This window comes from Pseudoxanthomonas daejeonensis, assembly GCF_022637495.1.
Taxonomy (GTDB): Bacteria; Pseudomonadota; Gammaproteobacteria; order Xanthomonadales; family Xanthomonadaceae; genus Pseudoxanthomonas; species Pseudoxanthomonas daejeonensis.
In genome coordinates, this window is record NZ_CP093331.1 from 173,952 (window position 1) to 191,761 (window position 17,810).

Below are 17,810 nucleotides of genomic sequence, written 5' to 3' on the forward strand. Positions count from 1 at the left end.
CGCGCTATCCTGTCCCGCCGCGCCACGCGAGCCCGATGTCCCAGCAGAATCCCGTCCTGACCCCGAGCCAGCTCAACACGCTGGCGCGCGACCTGCTGGAAAGCGCATTTCCGCTGGTCTGGGTCGAAGGAGAGCTGGGCAACATCACCCGCCCCGGTTCAGGGCACCTGTACTTCACCCTGAAGGACGCGCGCGCGCAGGTGCGCTGCGCGATGTTCAAGCCCAAGAGCCAGTGGCTGAAGTTCGTACCGCGCGAAGGCCTGAAGGTGCTTGGCCGCGGCCGGCTCACCCTCTACGAGGCGCGCGGCGATTACCAGCTCGTGCTCGACCACATGGAGGAAGCCGGCGAAGGCGCGCTGCGCCGTGCCTTCGACGAGCTGAAGTCCCGGCTTGAAGCGGAAGGGCTGTTCGATGCCGCGCGCAAGCGTGCGCTACCCGCCTACGTGCGCCGGCTGGCGGTGATCACCTCGCCCACCGGTGCGGCCGTGCGCGACGTGCTCAGCGTGCTGGCGCGGCGCATGCCGCTGCTGGACGTGGAGATCCTGCCCAGCCTGGTCCAGGGCGAGAGCGCCGCAGCGCAGATCACCGACCTGTTGCGCCGCGCCGGCGCCAGTGGCCGGTACGACGCGGTGCTGCTGGCGCGCGGCGGCGGATCGCTGGAAGACCTGTGGGCGTTCAACGACGAACGCCTGGTCCGCGCGATCGCGGCCTCGCCGGTGCCGGTGGTGTCGGCGGTCGGCCACGAGACCGACTTCACCCTGGCCGATTTCGCCGCGGACGTGCGCGCACCGACGCCTTCGGTCGCCGCCGAGCTGCTGGTTCCAGACCAGCGCGACCTGCAGGGACGGTTGCGTGCGCTGCACGCGCGGCTGCTGGGCGTGCAGCGGCAACGCCTGCGCCAGGCGATGCAGCGCGCCGATCGCGCCGTCCTGCGCCTGCAGGCGCAATCCCCGCAGGCCCGGCTGCGCCTGCTGCGGCAGCGCCATGCCGAGTCGCTGCGCCGGCTGCAGGCCTTGTGGCGCGAGCAGCTTCAGCAGCGGCAGGCCCGGTTGCGGCACGCCGATGCGGTCCTGCGCGCGCACCATCCCTCGCGCCGCCTGGCCCAGCTGCAGGCACGCCTGCAGCGCCTGCAGGCGCGCCCGCAGGCAGCCGTGGCCCGCGTCCTGCAACGCGATGCGCTGCAGCTGCGCGCACTTGCCCGCTCGCTGGAGGCCTGCAGTCCGCTGGCGACGGTGGCGCGAGGCTATTCGATCCTCACCCGCGCCGACGACGGGCGCCTGGTCCAGTCGGCGGCGCAGGCTGCGCCCGGTGACCGCCTGCAGGCGCGCGTCCGCGACGGCGTGATCGCGCTTTCGGTGACGGGCGTGACAGCAGCCGATCCCGAGCGCTGACGCAACGCAACTCCTGCAATCCGTCGCGCCGACCCCACGGTCATGGCGCGGTCACCTTCCGGTAACCGCCGGTGCACGGATGCGGCGCACGCTGCCGAAAACCGGGAGCCGCCACGCATGCGCTACGCCCTCGTCACCGAGACATGGCCGCCGGAGGTCAACGGCGTCGCCCTGACCGTGCAGGGCCTGGCCCATGGCCTGCGCGCGCGCGGCCACGCGGTCGAGGTGGTGCGGCCGCGCCAGCCCGCCGATCCGCTCGACGATGCGGAGCGCGATGGCACGATCGCGACCCTGCTGCTGCGCGGCGCCGCGCTGCCGGGTTATCCCGGCCTGCGTTTCGGCCTGCCAGCGACGCGCACCCTGGTGCGCCACTGGAAGCATTCGCCGCCCGACGCGATCTACGTCGCCACCGAGGGTCCCCTCGGATGGTCGGCGTTGCGCGCGGCCGCGCGACTGGGCATGCCGGTCGCTTCGGGGTTCCACACCCGCTTCGACCATTACATGCGCGACTACGGCATGCCCTGGCTGGAGGGCATGGCGCTGGCGTGGATGCGGCGCTTCCACAACCGCGCCGACGCGACCCTGGTCCCGACCACCGAACTGCAGGATTTCCTGCGTGCGAGTGGATTCGAGCGCGTCGTGCGGCTGGCACGCGCGGTCGATGCCTCGCTGCTGTCGCCCGCACGGCGGAGCGACATGCTGCGCGCCTCGTGGGGCGCCGGCGCGGATACGCTGGTGGTGATCCATGTCGGCCGGATCGCCCCGGAGAAGAACCTGGACCTGGCCGTGCGCGCTTTCCGGGCAATCCAGCAGCAACGGCCGCAGGCGCGCATGGTCTGGGTCGGCGACGGACCGGCGCGCGAGGCGCTGGCCCGGGCCAACCCCGACTTCGTCTTCTGCGGCGTGCAACGCGGGACCGACCTGGCCCGCCACTTCGCCAGCGGTGACCTGTTCCTGTTTCCCAGCCGCAGCGAGACCTTCGGCAACGTGACCCTGGAAGCGATGGCCAGTGGCGTGCCGACCGTCGCGTTCGACAGCGGCGCCGCGCGCGAGCACCTGTGCGATGGCGTGCATGGCGCCGTGGTGGCGCGCGATGAGGACTTCATTGCCGGCGCCGTGCGCCTGGCCGATGACGATGCCGCCCTGCGCGCGATGGGCCAGGCCGCGCGCGCGGCGATGCTGCGCCTGAGGCCGGAGCAGGTCGCCGCGGATTTCGATGCGCTGCTGGCGGGGCTGGCCCGCCGTGGAGAAAACCATGCCGCTGTCGCCGCCTGAGCGTACCCACGCGCCATTTCCAGCCCCCCGCCGCCGGCCCACCGCGCTCCTGCGCGCCCGTGATCGCGGCTGGTGCGTGCGCGCCAACCGCTGGGGCGCGCGCGGCGTGGTGCGTCGTTACTTCGCCACGATCAGCCGGCTGGGCGACGGCGTGTTCTGGTACACGCTGATGGCCGTGCTCGTGGTCGCGGACGGACTGGCCGGGCTGGCCGCCTCGCTGCACCTGGCCCTTACCGGCGTGGTCGCGCTCACCCTGTACCGGCGGCTCAAACGCTGGACGCGGCGACCGCGGCCGTTCGCCGCGGATGGCCGCATCCAGGCCTGGGTCGCGCCGCTGGACGAGTTCAGCTTCCCGTCCGGGCACACCTTGCACGCGGTGACATTCAGCGGGGTCGCGCTGGCTTATTACCCTTGGCTGGCGACGGTGCTGGTTCCGTTCACCGCCTCGGTGGCGGTATCGCGGGTGGTGCTGGGCCTGCACTATCCGAGCGACGTGCTGGCGGCGACCGCGATCGGATCGCTGCTGGCCGGTGCGTCGCTGTGGCTGGGTTCGCTGCTGTAGGCCTGGCTGCTGGATCGCATCCACGGATCCGGCCGACGTTCGCCGCGCGAGCGCTATAAGGCCGCACCTAGTACGACTTGAATCCTTCGACACGCGCCCGGGCCAGTGCCGGCATGTTCTGCCCCGACCAATCGCGGTCGTTGGCCACCTGCGCGCGACCGCGCGTGCCTTCGAGCAATCCGAAATCCAGGTCCGCGATGGCCCACACGTCGTCGTCGCGCGTGCGGGCCAGGATGCCATCGGCCGGGAAGCCCGCGTCCATCGGCGCGTACAACGTGGCTTCGCCGGTATTGTCGTCCAGCGCCGGGCTCCACGGCGCCTGCCCCGCGGTGACCGCCCGGGCCACGAACATCCTGTTCTCCAGCGCCCGCGCAAGGCAGCCGACCTGCACCCGCGTGGCGCCGGCGTCGGTGTCGGTGCAACTGGGTACGAGCAGCAGCCGCGCGCCGGCCTCGTACTGGGCGCGCACGGGCAAGGGGAATTCGCTGTCGTAGCAGATGGCTGCGCCGGCACGGATGCCCTCGATCTCCGTCACCTTGAGCGCATCGCCGCCCTCGATCACGCCGGTGGCCTTCTCGAAACCCGTGAGTTGCAGCTTGTCCTGCCACAGGTGGGTGCCGTCCGGCGCGAACACGTCGCATCGATTGCGGCAACGGCCGTTGCCTTGCGCCAGCAGGAACGTGCCGGCGACCACGTGCATGCCTGTCTCGCGTGCGAGGGCCGAAAAGAGCGCCAGCCACGGCGCGCGCAGGGCCTGGATCGCCGCCAGGGAGGCCACCAGGTCGCCGTGCACGTCGGCCGGGAAGTTCGCGGCCAGCTCCAGCGAAAGGTATTCCGGCAGCACGGCGATCCGCGCGCCCCGCGATGCGGCCGCGCGCAGCAGGTCGCGTTGCGTGCGCGCGAAAGCGTCGAAATCGCCGGGCTGGCCGACCCGGTACTTGCAGGCGGCCACCCTCATCGCCCTGCTCTCCAGTCGTGCAGCCAGAACGTCAGGGGATGCTGCACCTCGCCCTTGCCGATCTCGTTCCAGGGCAAGTGTGCGGTCATCCCGGGCAGTCGCGTGTAGCCGCGCCGGTGCCAGAACGAATCGTTGGAGCGGTAGTCCGGCGGCCGGCGTGGATCTCCCGGATCGCGATCCACCGAGCAGAACGCGGTCCAGCGGAAGCGATCCAGCTCGCGGACGTGCGCTTCGCGTTCGTCGAAGAACGTGTGGCCCACGCCCAGTCCGCGGTAGCCCGGCAGCAGCACCGACTCGCCGAAATAGAACACCTGCGGCACCGGCAGGCCGGCCTTGCGCAGCGGCGCGGAGAACGCATCGGGATCGTGCGCCAGCGGCAGGCCGGTGGCCGCGCCGACCACGCGCCCGCCATCCAGGGCCAGCACCAGCACGCTGTCGGGCGAAGCGACGTAGGCGGCGAGGTATTCGCGTTCGTAGGGATCGTCGCGGTCGCCGTCGTAGAGATAGGGCCAGTCGCGGAACACGGCGATGCGCAGGCGCGCGACGTGGTCGAGCCAGGGGGCTATTTCCGCGCCGCGGAAACGGCGGATTTCAGGCTGGGTCGGCATGCCCGGATTCTAGCCGGCACGCGGCGCCGTAACCGCGATCAGCGCGATACCACCAGCCTGCCTAGCGAGGCCGCCATCTCCCACGACTTCAATCCACGCGCCCCCAGGTGGTGCGCGAGCACCGCGCGCAGCGGCAGGCGCAGGCTGGAAAGATCGGCCGCCTCCGGTCGAGCGTCGGCGGCCAGGGCCAGCAGGGCGCGACCGGTGGCGGCGGCATTGCGCTCGGCCTGGCCCCGATCACTGAGCAGCCGTCGCGGGCCGTGCTCGGGATCGAGCCGGTAGCGCGCGGCCGGGTCCACCGCCTCGCCATCCCCATCGCAATGCAGCTCGAAGCCCACGCCCAGCGCACCGAGCAGGTCGCGTTCGAACCGACGCAGGGTCCAGGCCAGTGGCTCGCCGGCGCGCAGGCGCTCGCGCGTCACGGCATAGGCGATATCCAGCTCGGGCAACGGGTCCTGGCGTGGCGCCAGGCGCAGCACCAGTTCGTTGAGGTAGAACGCCGCCAGCAGCGCGTCTCCACCCAGCTGTGGTGCGGCGTCCAGGGCTTCGGCGGCGCGCAACTGGGCGAGCTCACCCACCAGCACCGCATCGAAACGGATGTGCTGCAGGGGCTGCAGCGCGGCACGCAACACGTGCCGCTTGGGCGAAGCCACGCCGCGGGCCACCAGCCCCAGCCGGCCGTGGCCGGCGCTGAGAACTTCCACCAGAAGGCTGGTTTCGCGCCATGGCCGCGAATGCAGGACGAAGCCGGTCTCGCCCTCGATCCTCATGGCTGCAACCGCGCCGCCACCGCCGCGTCAGTTGTCGCCGTAGCCGAAGGCTTTCAGCGCCGCCTCGTCGTCGGACCAGCCTTCGCGTACGCGCACCCAGGTTTCCAGGAACACCTTGCGGCCGAACAGGCGTTCCATCTGCTGCCGCGCCTTGCTGCCGATGTCGCGCAGGCGCGTGCCGCCCTTGCCGATCACGATCGGCTTCTGGCCTTCGCGCTCGACCCAGACCACCGCACCGATGCGCAGCAGTTCGCCATCCTCGGCGAAGCGCTCGATCTCCACCGTGGTCGCGTACGGAAGCTCGTCGCCGAGCTGGCGCATCAGCTGCTCGCGGACCAGCTCGCCGGCCAGGAAACGCTGGCTGCGGTCGGTGATCTCGTCTTCCTCGTACGCCGGCGGCGCCTCGGGAACCAGCTTCAGCAGGTCGGCCAGCAACTGCTCCAGGCCCTTGCGCTTGAGCGCCGACACCGGATGGATCGCGGCGAAGTCGCGGCCTTCGCTGACCTTGGCCAGGAACGGCAGCAACGCGCTCTTGTCCTTCATCCGGTCGACCTTGTTCACCGCCAGCACCACCGGGATGCCGCCCTGGCGCAGCACGTTGAACACGAGGGTGTCCTCGTCGTCCCAGCGACCGGCCTCGACCACCATCAGCGCGGCATCGACGTCCTCGACCGCGCCACGGGCGGTGCGGTTCATCACCCGGCTCATCGCCGAGGCCTTGAACCGGCCTTCGCCGCGATGCAGCCCGGGCGTGTCGACCAGCAGCAGCTGGCCGCCCTCGACCGTGGCGATGCCCAGCAACCGGTGCCGGGTGGTCTGCGGGCGATTGGAAACGATGCTGACCTTGGCGCCGACCAGCGCGTTGACCAGGGTGGACTTGCCGACGTTGGGCCGGCCGATCACCGCGACGCTGCCGCAGTGGTGGGTGTCTTGGGTGTGTTCGGAATTCACTTTGAACTTAGGCTGGAGAGAACCGCTCATGGATGCCGGAGCGAGGGCTCCAGCCGTTCCAGCACCGCCGCCGCCGCCGCCTGTTCGGCCAGCCGGCGCGAGGTGCCCTCTCCCTCGGCACTCACCGGGGGTTCGCTCAGGTTACACCTGCAGAGGAAGACCTTGGCGTGCTCCTCGCCGCTCTCGGAAACCAGTTCATATGCCGGCAATGGACGCTGCCGGGCCTGCAGCCATTCCTGCAGGCGGGTCTTGGCGTCCTTTTCCGGCCTTCCGACCGGCAAGGCGGCCAGCGACTGCTCGAACCAGGGAAGCACCACGCGCCGGCAGGCCTCGTACCCGGCATCCAGGTAGATCGCCGCGACGACCGCTTCGAGCGCGTCGGCCAGGATCGAATCGCGGCGGAAGCCGCCGGACTTCAGTTCACCCGGCCCCAGGGTCAGGCGTTCGCCCAGCTCCAGTTGCCGGGCGATGGTGGCCAGCGAGGCCTCGCGGACCAGTTCGGCCCGCGCCCGGGTCAGCACGCCCTCGTCGGCGGTCGGCCAGCGCAGGTACAGCGCCTCGGCCGCGAACAGGTTGACCACCCCGTCGCCGAGGAATTCCAGGCGCTCGTTATGCGGGGTGCCGGCGCTGCGGTGGGTCAGCGCCTGCTCCAGCAGCGACGGATCGGCGAAAACGTGGCCGATCCGGTCGCGGATAACGGTGCGATCAGTCCCCACCACCATGCCGGGTCAGGTCCTGGGTCCTGTCGAAGCGGCCGACCACGTCGAGGTTGCCGACCAGCGGACGACGCACCTCGTAGTTCACCCGCATCCGCCAGCCGCCCTCGGTGCGCTCGAACTTCACGTTCTGCGGCTTCACGTTCTCGGAGTAGTTGATGTACAGGCGGCGGAAGAACAGGTCCTGGACCTTGTGCGGATCCATGTCCGCCACGCCCGGCTCGTTGGCCAGGCCCTTCATCGCCGACTGCACCGAGTAGTACTCCTGGTACATCGGGAACAGCTTCATGCCGATGTAGGCGGCGAAACCGACCACGGCCAGCACCACCAGGAACCCCAACAGGCTGAGCCCGCTTTGCTTGCGCTTCATTGCCATTCCCCTTGAGCTTGGATGCGTGCACGCACGCCGGACGAACATGCCGTTGTATCTGGATCCGGCGCCGCGTTACTTGATCGCCGTCCCGATCCGCGAAGGATCGAAACTCCCCTTGCAGAACCACCCCTCGCAATTCAGCCAGATCAGGAACGCCCTGCCCCGCAGGTTCTCCTCGGGCAGGAAATGGGTCTGGGTCCAGAACCGGCTGTCCTCGCTATTATCACGATTGTCGCCCATTACGAAATACTGGCCCGCCGGCACCGTCCACTCGCCCTGCCCGGCCGGGTTGGCGCGGTCCAGCCATTCCAGCACCTGATGCTCGCGCCCGGGCAGCTTCTCCAGCAGCAGGCTGGCGCCGGTCATCTCCGCGCCGCGGCCCTGGCCGATGAACTCGCCCAGGTTCTCGTACTGCACCGCCTCGCCGTTGATGTACAGGGTGTCGCCGTGGAAGCCGATGCGGTCCCCGGGCAGCCCGATCACGCGCTTGATCCAGTTCTGGTCGGGCGCGTGCGGCGGCTTGAACACCACCACGTCGCCGCGTGCCGGCTCGCCCAGGGCCAGAAACTTGTGGTTGTTCACCGGCAGGCGCAGGCCATAGGTGAACTTGTTGACCAGGATGAAGTCGCCGATCAGCAGGTTGGGCATCATCGAGCTGGACGGGATCTTGTAAGGCTCGGCGACGAAGCTGCGCAGCACCAGCACCAGCGCCAGCACCGGGAAGAACGCGCGCGAGTAGTCGACGATCACCGGCTCCTCGTCCAGCAGTCCGCCGGCGGCGGCACGGCGCTTGGCGAAGAACAGCCGGTCGACCAGCCAGATCAGGCCGGTGGCGAAGGTCAACACGACCAGTCCGAGCTCAAACCATTTCATTCGTAGTCCTTGGCGATGGAACGCAAAACCTGAACGGGAGTGGGAGCGCGAACGCGGGCCGGTACCGGCCACATGGCCGCGCCCGGATTACTTGCTGTCCACCTGCAGCACGGCGAGGAACGCCTCCTGCGGGATCTCGACGCGGCCGACCTGCTTCATCCGCTTCTTGCCCTCCTTCTGCTTCTCCAGGAGCTTCTTCTTGCGGCTGATGTCGCCGCCATAGCACTTGGCCAGCACGTTCTTGCGCATCGCCTTGACCGTGGACCGGGCGATGATCTGCGAGCCGACCGCGGCCTGGATCGCCACGTCGAACATCTGCCTCGGAATCAGTTCGCGCATCTTCTCGGTCAGCTCGCGGCCGCGCCGGTCGGCGTGGCTGCGGTGCACGATCAGCGACAGCGCATCGACGCGGTCGCCGTTGATCAGCGTGTCCAGGCGCACGAACGGGCCTTCCTGGAAGCGCAGGAAGTGGTAGTCCAGCGAGGCGTAGCCGCGGCTGACCGACTTGAGCTTGTCGAAGAAGTCCAGCACCACCTCGGCCATCGGCAGCTCGTAGCTGATCTGCACCTGGCTGGCCATGTAGGTGATGCTGATCTGCATGCCGCGCTTTTCCTCGCACAGCTTGATGATGTTGCCGATGTAGGCCTCGGGCGTGAGGATGTTGGCGCGAATGATGGGCTCGCGCACTTCCTCGATCAGGTTGGCCTGCGGCAGCTTGGCCGGGTTGTCCAGTGACATGACCGTGCCATCGGTGCGCAGCACTTCGTACACCACCGTCGGCGCGGTGGAGATCAGGTCCAGGTCGTATTCGCGCTCCAGGCGCTCCTGCACGATTTCCATGTGCAGCATGCCCAGGAAGCCGCAGCGGAAACCGAAGCCCATCGCCTCCGAGCTTTCCGGCTCGAAGCGCAGTGCGGCGTCGTTGAGGCGCAGCTTCTCCAGCGCCTCGCGCAGCGCCGGGTAGTCCTCGGCATTGACCGGGAACAGGCCGGCGAACACGCGCGGCTGCATTTCCTGGAAACCGGGCAATGGCTTGAGCGCCGGATCGCCGGCCAGGGTCAGGGTGTCGCCGACCGGCGCGCCGTGCACGTCCTTGATCGAGGCGTTGATCCAGCCCACTTCGCCCGCGCCCAGCTTGGCGGTCTCCTTGCGCTTGGGGGTGAACACGCCGACCTTGTCGACCAGGTGGGTGCGGCCGGTGGACATCACCAGGATCTTGCTGCCCGGCTTGATCTCGCCCTGCATCACGCGGACCAGCGAGACCACGCCCAGGTAGTTGTCGAACCAGGAATCGATGATCAGCGCCTGCAGCTTGTCGGTGTCGCGCGGCACCGGCGGCGGGATGCGATGCACGATCGCCTCCAGCACGTCGCCCACGTTCAGGCCGGTCTTGGCGCTGACCGCGACCGCGTCGCCGGCGTCGATGCCGATCACCGCCTCGATCTCGGCCTTGGCCCGGTCGATGTCGGCGGTCGGCAGGTCGATCTTGTTGAGCACCGGCACCACTTCCAGGCCCTGCTCCACCGCGGTGTAGCAGTTGGCCACCGACTGCGCCTCCACGCCCTGGGCCGCGTCGACCACCAGCAAGGCGCCTTCGCAGGCCGCCAGCGAACGGCTGACTTCGTAGGAGAAGTCGACGTGGCCGGGGGTGTCGATGAAGTTCAGGAAATAGGTATTGCCGTCCTTCGCCTTGTACGGCAGCGACACGGACTGGGCCTTGATGGTGATGCCGCGTTCGCGCTCGATCGGGTTGGAGTCGAGCACCTGCGCTTCCATCTCGCGCGCTTCCAGCCCGCCGCACAATTGGATGATGCGGTCGGCGAGCGTCGACTTGCCGTGGTCGACGTGGGCGATGATGGAGAAGTTGCGGATGAACCGCATGGAATCGGAAGACATGTGGGGGCGGCGGTCTGCGCCGTCGTCGGACAACGTCGGATTATCGCACGCCGGGCCGCCTCCGGACCCGGACCCCTCACGCGGGGCCGCCTCGCGCCAGCCATGCCCGTCGGGGCATGGCCGGCGTGGGCATCGTTTTACTCGCCGTCACCCACGGCCAGGGCGATGAAACTGGTCTGGCCGGCGGGAGTGCGCACCAGCAGCATCACCACGTCGCCGGGACGGGTGCCGCGCAGCTGGCGCTCCAGCTCGGCGACGCTGCCGACCGGCGTGCGGCCGACCTGCACGATCGCCATGCCCGGCAGCAGCCCGGCCTCGCGCGCCTCCGCGCCGGTCACACCGGTGATGCCTACGCCCTTGCCGGCCTCCAGGCCCAGCTGGCTGCGCGACCGCGCATCCAGTTCGGCCACCCGCAGGCCCAGGCCTGCCAGGGCCGAAGCCTGGGCCGGACCGGCGTCGGCGTCATCCGGCGCGGCAGCGGCACGCTGCGCGTCGCTGGCCAGTTCGCCCAGGGTCACGGTCAGCTCGCGCGGCTTGCCGTCGCGGATCACGCCGATCTTCGCCTTGGTACCCGGCGGCAGCATGCCCACCATCGGCGGCAGGTCGGCGCTGGTGCTTACGGGGCGCCCGTTGACCGAGACGATCACGTCGCCGACCTCGATGCCGCCCTTCTCGGCCGCGCTGCCCGGCTCGACGTTGTTGACCAGCGCGCCATTGCTGTCGGCCAGGCCCAGGCCCTTGGCGCGGGCCGCGTCGATCCCCTGGATCTGCACGCCGAGCATGCCGCGGCTCACCTTGCCGCCCTTCTTGATCTGCTCGACCGCGCCCATCGCCAGGTCCATCGGGATGGCGAAGCTCACCCCCATGTAGCCGCCGGAATTGCTCAGGATCTGCGAATTGATGCCGACCACCTCGCCGGAGGTGTTGAGCAGCGGGCCGCCGGAATTGCCCCGGTTGATCGCCACGTCGGTCTGGATGAAGGGCACGTACTGCTGGCCCGGGCCGCCGGTGCGGCCGACCGCGCTGACGATGCCGGCGGTCACCGACTGGTCCAGGCCCAGCGGCGAACCGATCGCGACCACCCACTGGCCCGGCTTGATCGCCGAGGACTGGCCCTGGCGCAGCGTAGGCAGGCCCTTGCCGTCGACCTTGAGCAGGGCCACGTCGTAGGTCTCGTCGCTGCCGATCAGCTTGGCGGTGAACTCGCGGCGGTCGGACAGGCGCACGGTGATGCTGTCGGCCCCGTCGACCACATGGTGGTTGGTGAGGATGTAGCCATCGTTGGAGATGATGAAGCCCGAGCCCACCGAACGGCCCGAAGGCGCGTCCTGGCCCGGATCACCAGGCTCGCCCGGCTGGCCCGGGAAACCCGGACCGAAGAAGCGGCGGAAGATTTCCGGCATCTGCTCGTCGCTGGGCATGCCGCCGCGGTTGCGCGCGGACGGACGCCGGCTGATCCGCGCCTCGATGTTGACCACGCCGGGGCCGACCTGTTCGACCAGGCGGGTGAAATCGGGCAGGCCGGTGACCAGGGGCGCGGCGGCAACCGCCGGGGCGGCAGCAGGCGCGGTCTGCGCGGAGGGCGAACTGCTGGCTTCCGGCGCACGGGCGCACGCCATGAGCGGCGCGGTCAGGACCAGGGCGGCGAGGAGACTGGGACGGACACGGGAATTCATCGGGTATGCCTTCAGGGGGAGGAGCGGCCGCGGTCGACCGGGCCGTGGAACACGGGACGGATCAGGGGTTGATCGGGAAACGGGGAGCGAGCGGAACGGAGTGCGGGAACGCGCGGGCAGATCAGCGCCCGTCGTCTTCCGGGGGCGCCGGCAGCTCCTGGTCGTCCGCTGGCACCGGCGCGGCGGCTTCGACCGGCGGGCTCGGCTCGAACGGATAGAAGGGGCGTGCGACGGGCGACTCGCCGAGGCTTGCGGTGAATCGACCCGATGACGGCTGCGCCAGGTCGGCACGCGGCCACGGGCGCGCCTGCAACGGCGCCGCCGAGGCGAAGGGATCGGCCGGCAGCGCACTCGCGCCGCCCGCATCGGCCACTGCGGTCGTGGGTTCCGTGGCGATGGCCGGCGATGGCCGCACGCGATTCACGGGCCGCGGCTGCTGCCGGGCCGGCGGCGCAACGGCGGCGACTTCACGCTGCGGCAGGGCCGGCGCGACCGGGGCAGCCGGCAGGCGGGCCTCGGTGGACGGCAGGGTCTGCATTGCAAGCGCGGGAATGGGAGCAGCCGCCTGGTCCGGTGCGGCCGGGCGACCGACCAGCATGGCCACGACGGCGACGGAAGCGGCCAGTGCCGCACCACCCCCGCCCCAGCGCGTCCACACCGGGGCACGTCCACCGGCAGCGGCCGCCGGCTGCACGCCGTGCCCGGCTGCAGTGTCGCCGGCGATGGCAGCCGCAATGCGTTCGCTCAGATCCGCCGCGGCGACGCGCTTGACCTGGCCACGCAGCACGTCGCCACCCAGCTGCCAGCGCTCGAAGCGGCCGGACAGTTCGGTGTCGTGCTGCAGCCGGCGCAGCAGGAAGCGCGCTTCGTCCGGTGACAGCTCGCCGTCCACCAGCGCCGACAGCTGGTGCCGGGTGTGGAGTTCGAGTTTGTCGACGTTGGCGTCGGTGGGGATGCTGGGTTCTTGGCTCATGGACGGTTTCGTTCGCGAGTGGCGCTCTGGATGTCGAGCAGGGGCCTCAATTCGGCGTCGATGGCTTCGCGCGCCCGGAAGATGCGCGAGCGCACCGTTCCGATCGGGCAATCCATCTTCTGCGCGATCTCGTCATAGCTCAGGCCCTCCACCTCGCGCAGGGTGATGGCGGCCCTCAGTTCCTCCGGCAACGCATCCACCGCCTTCATCACCGTCCGTTCCAGCTCCTCGCGCATCGCTTCGCGCTCGGGCGTATCGGTGTCGCGCAGGCGCGCACCGGCGTCGTACTGCTCGGCGTCGCTGGCGTCGATGTCGTCCGTGGGTGGACGGCGGTTGTGGGCGACCAGGTGGTTCTTGGCGGTATTCACGGCTATCCGGTGCAACCATGTATAGAACTGGGCGTCGCCGCGGAAATTCCCCAGCGCGCGGTAGGCGCGCATGAAGGTGTCCTGGGCCACGTCCTGGCATTCGCTCCAGTCCGAGATGTAGCGTCCGATCAGCCCGGTGATCCGATGCTGGTACTTGCGCACCAGCAGGTCGAATGCCGCGCTGTCGCCACGCTGCACGCGGCGGACCAACTCGAGGTCCAGCTCCTGGGTCGGATCCTTTGGCGTTCCTTCGGCCATGCCGGGCCACACTCCTGTCGGCCCGACGTTCCGGACCCTGTGACCGCCGTTGCCGGAAAAAGTTCAGCGACTGGCGGAAGCCGCTGTCCGTATGGGCCACATCATGCAGCTGGGGCCGTTGTCCCGCGCCCGACCCGCGGCCGGGGCGACATGCAGGACCTTAACCGCAGGGCAAGTATGGTCGGGCACGCCGCTGTCCGCGACGGCCTGCATTCCTTCATGGGATTTGACGCAGCGGAAACAACCTCGGGATGATAGCGGTCTCTTCCATACACAACCGGATGGTCAGGCCATGCTCCCAGGCTTCGATGGACTGCGATTCAGCCACTGGCAAGCCGCCCAGCGCGACGACGGGATCGTGGTGCTGTCGCTGGACCGCCAGGGCGCCCCGGTCAACGCACTCTCGCAGGACGTGCTGATCGAACTGGGCGACATCGTCGAACGCCTGGCCATCGATCCGCCCAAGGGCGTGCTGTTCCGTTCGGCCAAGGCCTCCGGCTTTATCGCCGGCGCCGACCTGAAGGAATTCCAGGACTTCGATCGCAAGGGTACGGTCAACGACGCCATCCGCCGCGGCCAGGCCGTGTTCCAGAAGGTGGCTGAACTGCCCTGCCCGACGGTGGCGGCGATTCACGGCTTCTGCATGGGCGGCGGCACCGAGCTGTCGCTGGCCTGCGACTATCGCGTGGCCAGCAGCGACCCGTCCACGCGGATCGGCCTGCCCGAGGTCAAGCTCGGCATCTTCCCCGGCTGGGGTGGCAGCGCACGCCTGCCCCGCCTGGTCGGCGCGCCGGCGGCGATGGACCTGATGCTCACCGGGCGCACGCTGTCGGCCGCGTCCGCGCGCGGCATGGGGCTGGTCGACAAGGTGGTCGAGCCGGCCCTGCTCGAGGACGCCGCTGCGGCGCTGGCGCTGAAAGGCACGCAGCGTCCGTTCAAGCAGCGCTTCGCCGGCTGGGCGACCAACTCGTGGCTGGCGCGGAAGATCCTCGCCCCGCAGATGACCAAGCAGGTCGCGCGCAAGGCGAAGAAGGACCAGTACCCGGCGCCGTATGCGCTGATCGGGGTCTGGCAGCGCGCCGGCGGCAGCGGCATCCAGGCGCGCCTGGACGCCGAGCGCAAGGCGGTGGTCAAGCTTGCGGGCAGTCCGACCGCGCGCAACCTGATCCGCATCTTCTTCCTGACCGAGCGGCTCAAGGGACTCGGCGGCAAGGATGGCGGCGGCATGCCGTCGCCGGGCATCCGCCACGTGCACGTGGTCGGTGCAGGCGTGATGGGCGGGGACATCGCCGCCTGGTCGGCCTACAAGGGATTCGAGGTGACCCTGCAGGACCGCGAGCAGCGCTTCATCGACGGCGCGCTGGGCCGTGCGCAGGAACTGTTCGGCAAGCGGGTCAAGGACGAGAGCAAACGGCCTGCCGTGGCGGCGCGCCTTAAGGGCGACCTCGCCGGCGCCGGCGTGGCCGAGGCCGACCTGGTGATCGAAGCGATCATCGAGAACCCCGAAGCCAAGCGCGACCTGTACCACCTGCTCGAGCCGCGGATGAAGGACGACGCGCTGCTGACCAGCAACACCTCCTCGATCCCGCTGGACGAACTGCGCGAACACATCGCCCGCCCGGACCGCTTCGCCGGCCTGCACTACTTCAACCCGGTGTCGATGATGCCGCTGGTGGAGATCGTCCAGCACGACCGCCTCGATCCGGCGGTAGTCAAGCGGCTGGCGGCCTTCTGCAAGGCGCTGGACAAGTTCCCGGTGCCGGTCGCCGGCACCCCGGGCTTCCTGGTCAACCGCGTGCTGTTCCCGTACATGCTCGAGGCGGCCACCGCCTACGCCGAAGGCATTCCGGGCGTGGTGATCGACAAGGCCGCGGTGAAGTTCGGCATGCCGATGGGCCCGATCGAGCTGATCGACACGGTCGGCCTGGACGTGGCGCAGGGCGTGGGCGCGGAACTGTCGCCCTTCCTCGGACTGCAGGTGCCGGCGACGCTGGCCTCGGTCGAACCGGGCAAGCGCGGCAAGAAGGACGGCCAGGGCCTCTACAAGTGGGACAACGGCAAGGCGGTCAAACCCGAAGCGCCTGCGGGCTACCAGGCCCCGTCGGACCTGGAGGACCGCCTGGTCCTGCCGCTGCTCAACGAAGCGGTGGCCTGCCTGCACGACGGCGTGGTCGCCGATGCCGACCTGCTCGACGCGGGCGTGATCTTCGGCACCGGTTTCGCCCCGTTCCGCGGGGGTCCGATCCAGCATATCCGCGCCACCGGCGCCGACGCGCTGTTCGAGCGGCTCAAGGCACTGCAGGCCCGCCACGGTGATCGCTTCGCGCCGCGCCCGGGCTGGGACAACCCGCTGCTGCGGCAGGCGCCGGAGTAACCGTTGCGGCGGCGTGGAGCGGCGCTTTGCGCCGCTGCTCGCCTCCAGCGGGTGTGGGTTGCTGAGGGGCCAGCCCCGCTCTATTCGATGTCCGCGTCCGCCAGCATCCGCTGCAGGAAGGCGACCTGCGCATCACGCCTGTCCGGACCGTCGTAGCGGCGCACCACCCACCATTCGTGCGCGGTGGTGGACGTCCCGGCTGCCAGCGTCGCGTACGGCGCATGCACCTCCAGCTCCATCAGGCCGGTGTCGGCCTGTCCGGGTCGCCAGTCCAGGTACAGCTCGACCTGGCCCTGGTCCGGATGGATGCGTTCGAGGGGCTCGAGCTCGAAATGGATCAGGAAGGCCTGCCCGGCCGCGAAGCCGGCGATCCAGCCGGCGCGCGGCTGGATGAACACCTTGCCGCGGCGGCCATGCAGGCCCTCGGACGGCGGCAGCAGCTCCAGCGAGAACAGGCCATCGGCGCTGCTGCTGACCAGCCCGTCGAAACCGTCGCTGGCATCGGAACGCACGCGCACTCCGCTGCCATCGCGCGCCACCGGCACGAATACGCGTGTTTCCGGATGTACCCGCGTGTTGAACCAGATATCGCGCGATATCGGCACCTTGCGGATGTTGCGCATCTCCACCGCCAGTTCGGCGGTACCGGGTCGATCGGCCGCGATCGAGAACGTCTGCACCAGTTGAACGCCACTGACCGGACTGGCCGCGCCCTCCAGCACCAGGCGGTCACCGTCGTGCACGATCACCTTCGCAGGCGCATGCGCCAACCACGGATCCGGTGGCCATTGCGCCGCCGCCTTGCGCCGCGCCGGATTGACGGTCTGGTCGCGCCACCAGTCGGCCTGCGGGCCAACCCATATTTCGTGGCCGAGATAGGCGATGTTCTCGCCGCCAGCCTCCACGCGCGGCTCCGGTTGCGACACCGTCGCCTCGCCCACCTTCAACAGGTTCGGCGCCCCGGGAATGGAGAAATGCAACACGCGCCCGCCGAGTCTCGGCGAAACCTCCATCCGAAGCTGCGCGCTCTCGAGGCGCAGGCGCGACGGTGCGGGATCGGCGGCGATGGCGAACCCCGGATGGAAGGTGCCGGCCACGCACGCGGCCACGACGGCGACATGCCGCAGCAGATGCAGGGCGGCGGCATGCGCACGCCCCGTCACGCTGGCCGTATCAGCCGGTCCCATCGACGTAGGGCTGCTTTTCGAACTTGCCGGAAGCGGCGTTCCACAGATAAAGCCGGCCCATGTCGTCGCAGGCCATGCATGAAAAGATGCGGAAACCGGCACTCGGATCGGCCCGCAGGTACTGGAACACGGCCCTGTCGGCACTGATGCTTTCCACTTGGACGACGCGCGCATCGCTGCGCTCCGGCGCGATCACCGCGAGGAAGTTCCGGGTCTCGCCGGAGCAGGTCCGGTAGGCGCCCAGGATCACTTCCAGCGGCTCGCCGGCACCGAAATCGCCGCCCAGCGCGAACGGGGACCCCGCCACCGGGTCCAGTCGGTCCAGCGGCCACGAGCCATCGGTGCGGATCGCCGCGAGGAAGGCATCGAGCGTGATTTCGTCGGCGGCGCACCAGCCGGCATCGAATTCGCGAAGGGGAATGCCACGGACTGCATCGCCGCCGGGCACCAGCGTGGTGTGCATCCACCACGTCTGCGATCCGGCATCAGGCGCAAGGGCCACCTGCAATCCTGGCCCGGCGATGGCGCCCGTCGACAGCAGCGAGAGGAAAACAGCGATCAATCCACGCATCGACGCTTACTCCCGGGCTATCGCCTTCAA

Annotated in this window: 17 protein-coding genes; 4 read left to right on the forward strand and 13 right to left on the reverse strand. The window is 69.7% G+C overall.

Annotated features, from left to right (window positions below; all coding sequences use genetic code 11):
• The first annotated feature begins 35 nt into the window (after positions 1-35).
• The 3 genes from xseA (at position 36) to MNQ95_RS00835 (ending at position 3,228) form a co-directional block, all read left to right on the forward strand.
• Positions 36-1,391: an exodeoxyribonuclease VII large subunit gene (xseA, locus tag MNQ95_RS00825; protein WP_162409066.1), complete on the forward strand. Its 1,356-nt coding sequence runs from the start codon at positions 36-38 to the stop codon at positions 1,389-1,391.
• Between the two features lie 117 nt (positions 1,392-1,508).
• The gene (locus MNQ95_RS00830; RefSeq protein WP_241953525.1) at positions 1,509-2,666 is read left to right on the forward strand and encodes a glycosyltransferase family 4 protein; all 1,158 of its coding nucleotides are present in this window, start codon (positions 1,509-1,511) and stop codon (positions 2,664-2,666) included.
• Positions 2,647-3,228: a phosphatase PAP2 family protein gene (locus tag MNQ95_RS00835; RefSeq protein ID WP_425605690.1), complete on the forward strand. Its 582-nt coding sequence runs from the start codon at positions 2,647-2,649 to the stop codon at positions 3,226-3,228. The genes MNQ95_RS00830 and MNQ95_RS00835 overlap by 20 nt, the downstream gene beginning before the upstream one ends.
• 67 nt (positions 3,229-3,295) lie before the next feature.
• Here MNQ95_RS00835 and MNQ95_RS00840 read toward each other — a convergent pair whose 3' ends face one another.
• The 11 genes from MNQ95_RS00840 to rpoE all read right to left on the reverse strand — a co-directional run bounded on the left by MNQ95_RS00840 (position 3,296) and on the right by rpoE (position 13,648).
• The gene (locus MNQ95_RS00840; protein WP_241953526.1) at positions 3,296-4,186 is read right to left on the reverse strand and encodes a carbon-nitrogen hydrolase family protein; all 891 of its coding nucleotides are present in this window, start codon (positions 4,184-4,186) and stop codon (positions 3,296-3,298) included.
• Entirely contained in the window at positions 4,183-4,794 is a 612-nt protein-coding gene (locus MNQ95_RS00845) for a GNAT family N-acetyltransferase (RefSeq protein ID WP_241953527.1), read from the reverse strand. The genes MNQ95_RS00840 and MNQ95_RS00845 overlap by 4 nt, the downstream gene beginning before the upstream one ends.
• 38 nt (positions 4,795-4,832) lie before the next feature.
• Positions 4,833-5,564, reverse strand: a complete 732-nt coding sequence (gene recO / locus MNQ95_RS00850) for a DNA repair protein RecO (protein WP_241953528.1) — start codon at positions 5,562-5,564, stop codon at positions 4,833-4,835.
• A gap of 27 nt (positions 5,565-5,591) precedes the next feature.
• Positions 5,592-6,515, reverse strand: coding sequence for a GTPase Era (gene era / locus MNQ95_RS00855; protein WP_238390285.1), 924 nt, complete (start codon positions 6,513-6,515; stop codon positions 5,592-5,594).
• 26 nt (positions 6,516-6,541) lie between these two features.
• A complete protein-coding gene (gene rnc / locus MNQ95_RS00860; RefSeq protein WP_162409052.1) occupies positions 6,542-7,237 on the reverse strand; it encodes a ribonuclease III in 696 nt (231 codons plus the stop codon).
• Positions 7,221-7,601 (reverse strand): DUF4845 domain-containing protein, encoded by a 381-nt coding sequence (locus tag MNQ95_RS00865; protein ID WP_162409050.1) that lies wholly within the window; start codon positions 7,599-7,601, stop codon positions 7,221-7,223. The genes rnc and MNQ95_RS00865 overlap by 17 nt, the downstream gene beginning before the upstream one ends.
• Positions 7,602-7,676: 75 nt before the next feature.
• On the reverse strand, positions 7,677-8,477 hold the full coding sequence (lepB, locus tag MNQ95_RS00870; RefSeq protein WP_162409048.1) for a signal peptidase I: 801 nt from the start codon (positions 8,475-8,477) through the stop codon (positions 7,677-7,679).
• Between the two features lie 87 nt (positions 8,478-8,564).
• Entirely contained in the window at positions 8,565-10,358 is a 1,794-nt protein-coding gene (gene lepA, locus MNQ95_RS00875; protein WP_241954455.1) for a translation elongation factor 4, read from the reverse strand.
• Positions 10,359-10,510: 152 nt separating this feature from the next.
• On the reverse strand, positions 10,511-12,049 hold the full coding sequence (locus tag MNQ95_RS00880; protein WP_241953529.1) for a DegQ family serine endoprotease: 1,539 nt from the start codon (positions 12,047-12,049) through the stop codon (positions 10,511-10,513).
• Positions 12,050-12,170: 121 nt separating this feature from the next.
• Positions 12,171-13,022: a sigma-E factor negative regulatory protein gene (locus MNQ95_RS00885; protein WP_241953530.1), complete on the reverse strand. Its 852-nt coding sequence runs from the start codon at positions 13,020-13,022 to the stop codon at positions 12,171-12,173.
• Positions 13,019-13,648: an RNA polymerase sigma factor RpoE gene (gene rpoE / locus MNQ95_RS00890; RefSeq protein ID WP_162409042.1), complete on the reverse strand. Its 630-nt coding sequence runs from the start codon at positions 13,646-13,648 to the stop codon at positions 13,019-13,021. The genes MNQ95_RS00885 and rpoE overlap by 4 nt, the downstream gene beginning before the upstream one ends.
• Before the next feature lie 292 nt (positions 13,649-13,940).
• Between rpoE and MNQ95_RS00895 the strand changes: the two genes are divergently transcribed.
• Positions 13,941-16,022, forward strand: a complete 2,082-nt coding sequence (locus tag MNQ95_RS00895; protein WP_241953531.1) for a 3-hydroxyacyl-CoA dehydrogenase NAD-binding domain-containing protein — start codon at positions 13,941-13,943, stop codon at positions 16,020-16,022.
• An 80-nt stretch (positions 16,023-16,102) separates the two neighbouring features.
• On the opposite strand, the gene MNQ95_RS00900 is transcribed toward MNQ95_RS00895, so the two are convergent.
• Complete coding sequence (locus MNQ95_RS00900) at positions 16,103-17,185, reverse strand: DUF4380 domain-containing protein (protein ID WP_241953532.1); 1,083 nt, start codon at positions 17,183-17,185, stop codon at positions 16,103-16,105.
• A gap of 10 nt (positions 17,186-17,195) precedes the next feature.
• On the reverse strand, positions 17,196-17,780 hold the full coding sequence (locus MNQ95_RS00905) for a hypothetical protein (protein WP_241953533.1): 585 nt from the start codon (positions 17,778-17,780) through the stop codon (positions 17,196-17,198).
• Between the last annotated feature and the right edge of the window lie 30 nt (positions 17,781-17,810).

What these genes read in the sequence shown, in the direction of transcription:
- MNQ95_RS00880 (WP_241953529.1), bottom strand. Translation starts at nt 12,049, where the DNA reads ATGAATTCCCGTGTCCGTCCCAGTCTCCTCGCCGCCCTGGTCCTGACC.
- recO (WP_241953528.1), bottom strand. Translation starts at nt 5,564, where the DNA reads ATGAGGATCGAGGGCGAGACCGGCTTCGTCCTGCATTCGCGGCCATGG.
- MNQ95_RS00885 (WP_241953530.1), bottom strand. Translation starts at nt 13,022, where the DNA reads ATGAGCCAAGAACCCAGCATCCCCACCGACGCCAACGTCGACAAACTC.
- lepB (WP_162409048.1), bottom strand. Translation starts at nt 8,477, where the DNA reads ATGAAATGGTTTGAGCTCGGACTGGTCGTGTTGACCTTCGCCACCGGC.
- MNQ95_RS00865 (WP_162409050.1), bottom strand. Translation starts at nt 7,601, where the DNA reads ATGAAGCGCAAGCAAAGCGGGCTCAGCCTGTTGGGGTTCCTGGTGGTG.
- rnc (WP_162409052.1), bottom strand. Translation starts at nt 7,237, where the DNA reads ATGGTGGTGGGGACTGATCGCACCGTTATCCGCGACCGGATCGGCCAC.
- MNQ95_RS00840 (WP_241953526.1), bottom strand. Translation starts at nt 4,186, where the DNA reads ATGAGGGTGGCCGCCTGCAAGTACCGGGTCGGCCAGCCCGGCGATTTC.
- xseA (WP_162409066.1), top strand. Translation starts at nt 36, where the DNA reads ATGTCCCAGCAGAATCCCGTCCTGACCCCGAGCCAGCTCAACACGCTG.
- MNQ95_RS00845 (WP_241953527.1), bottom strand. Translation starts at nt 4,794, where the DNA reads ATGCCGACCCAGCCTGAAATCCGCCGTTTCCGCGGCGCGGAAATAGCC.
- lepA (WP_241954455.1), bottom strand. Translation starts at nt 10,358, where the DNA reads ATGCGGTTCATCCGCAACTTCTCCATCATCGCCCACGTCGACCACGGC.
- MNQ95_RS00895 (WP_241953531.1), top strand. Translation starts at nt 13,941, where the DNA reads ATGCTCCCAGGCTTCGATGGACTGCGATTCAGCCACTGGCAAGCCGCC.
- MNQ95_RS00835 (WP_425605690.1), top strand. Translation starts at nt 2,647, where the DNA reads ATGCCGCTGTCGCCGCCTGAGCGTACCCACGCGCCATTTCCAGCCCCC.
- MNQ95_RS00830 (WP_241953525.1), top strand. Translation starts at nt 1,509, where the DNA reads ATGCGCTACGCCCTCGTCACCGAGACATGGCCGCCGGAGGTCAACGGC.
- MNQ95_RS00905 (WP_241953533.1), bottom strand. Translation starts at nt 17,780, where the DNA reads ATGCGTGGATTGATCGCTGTTTTCCTCTCGCTGCTGTCGACGGGCGCC.
- rpoE (WP_162409042.1), bottom strand. Translation starts at nt 13,648, where the DNA reads ATGGCCGAAGGAACGCCAAAGGATCCGACCCAGGAGCTGGACCTCGAG.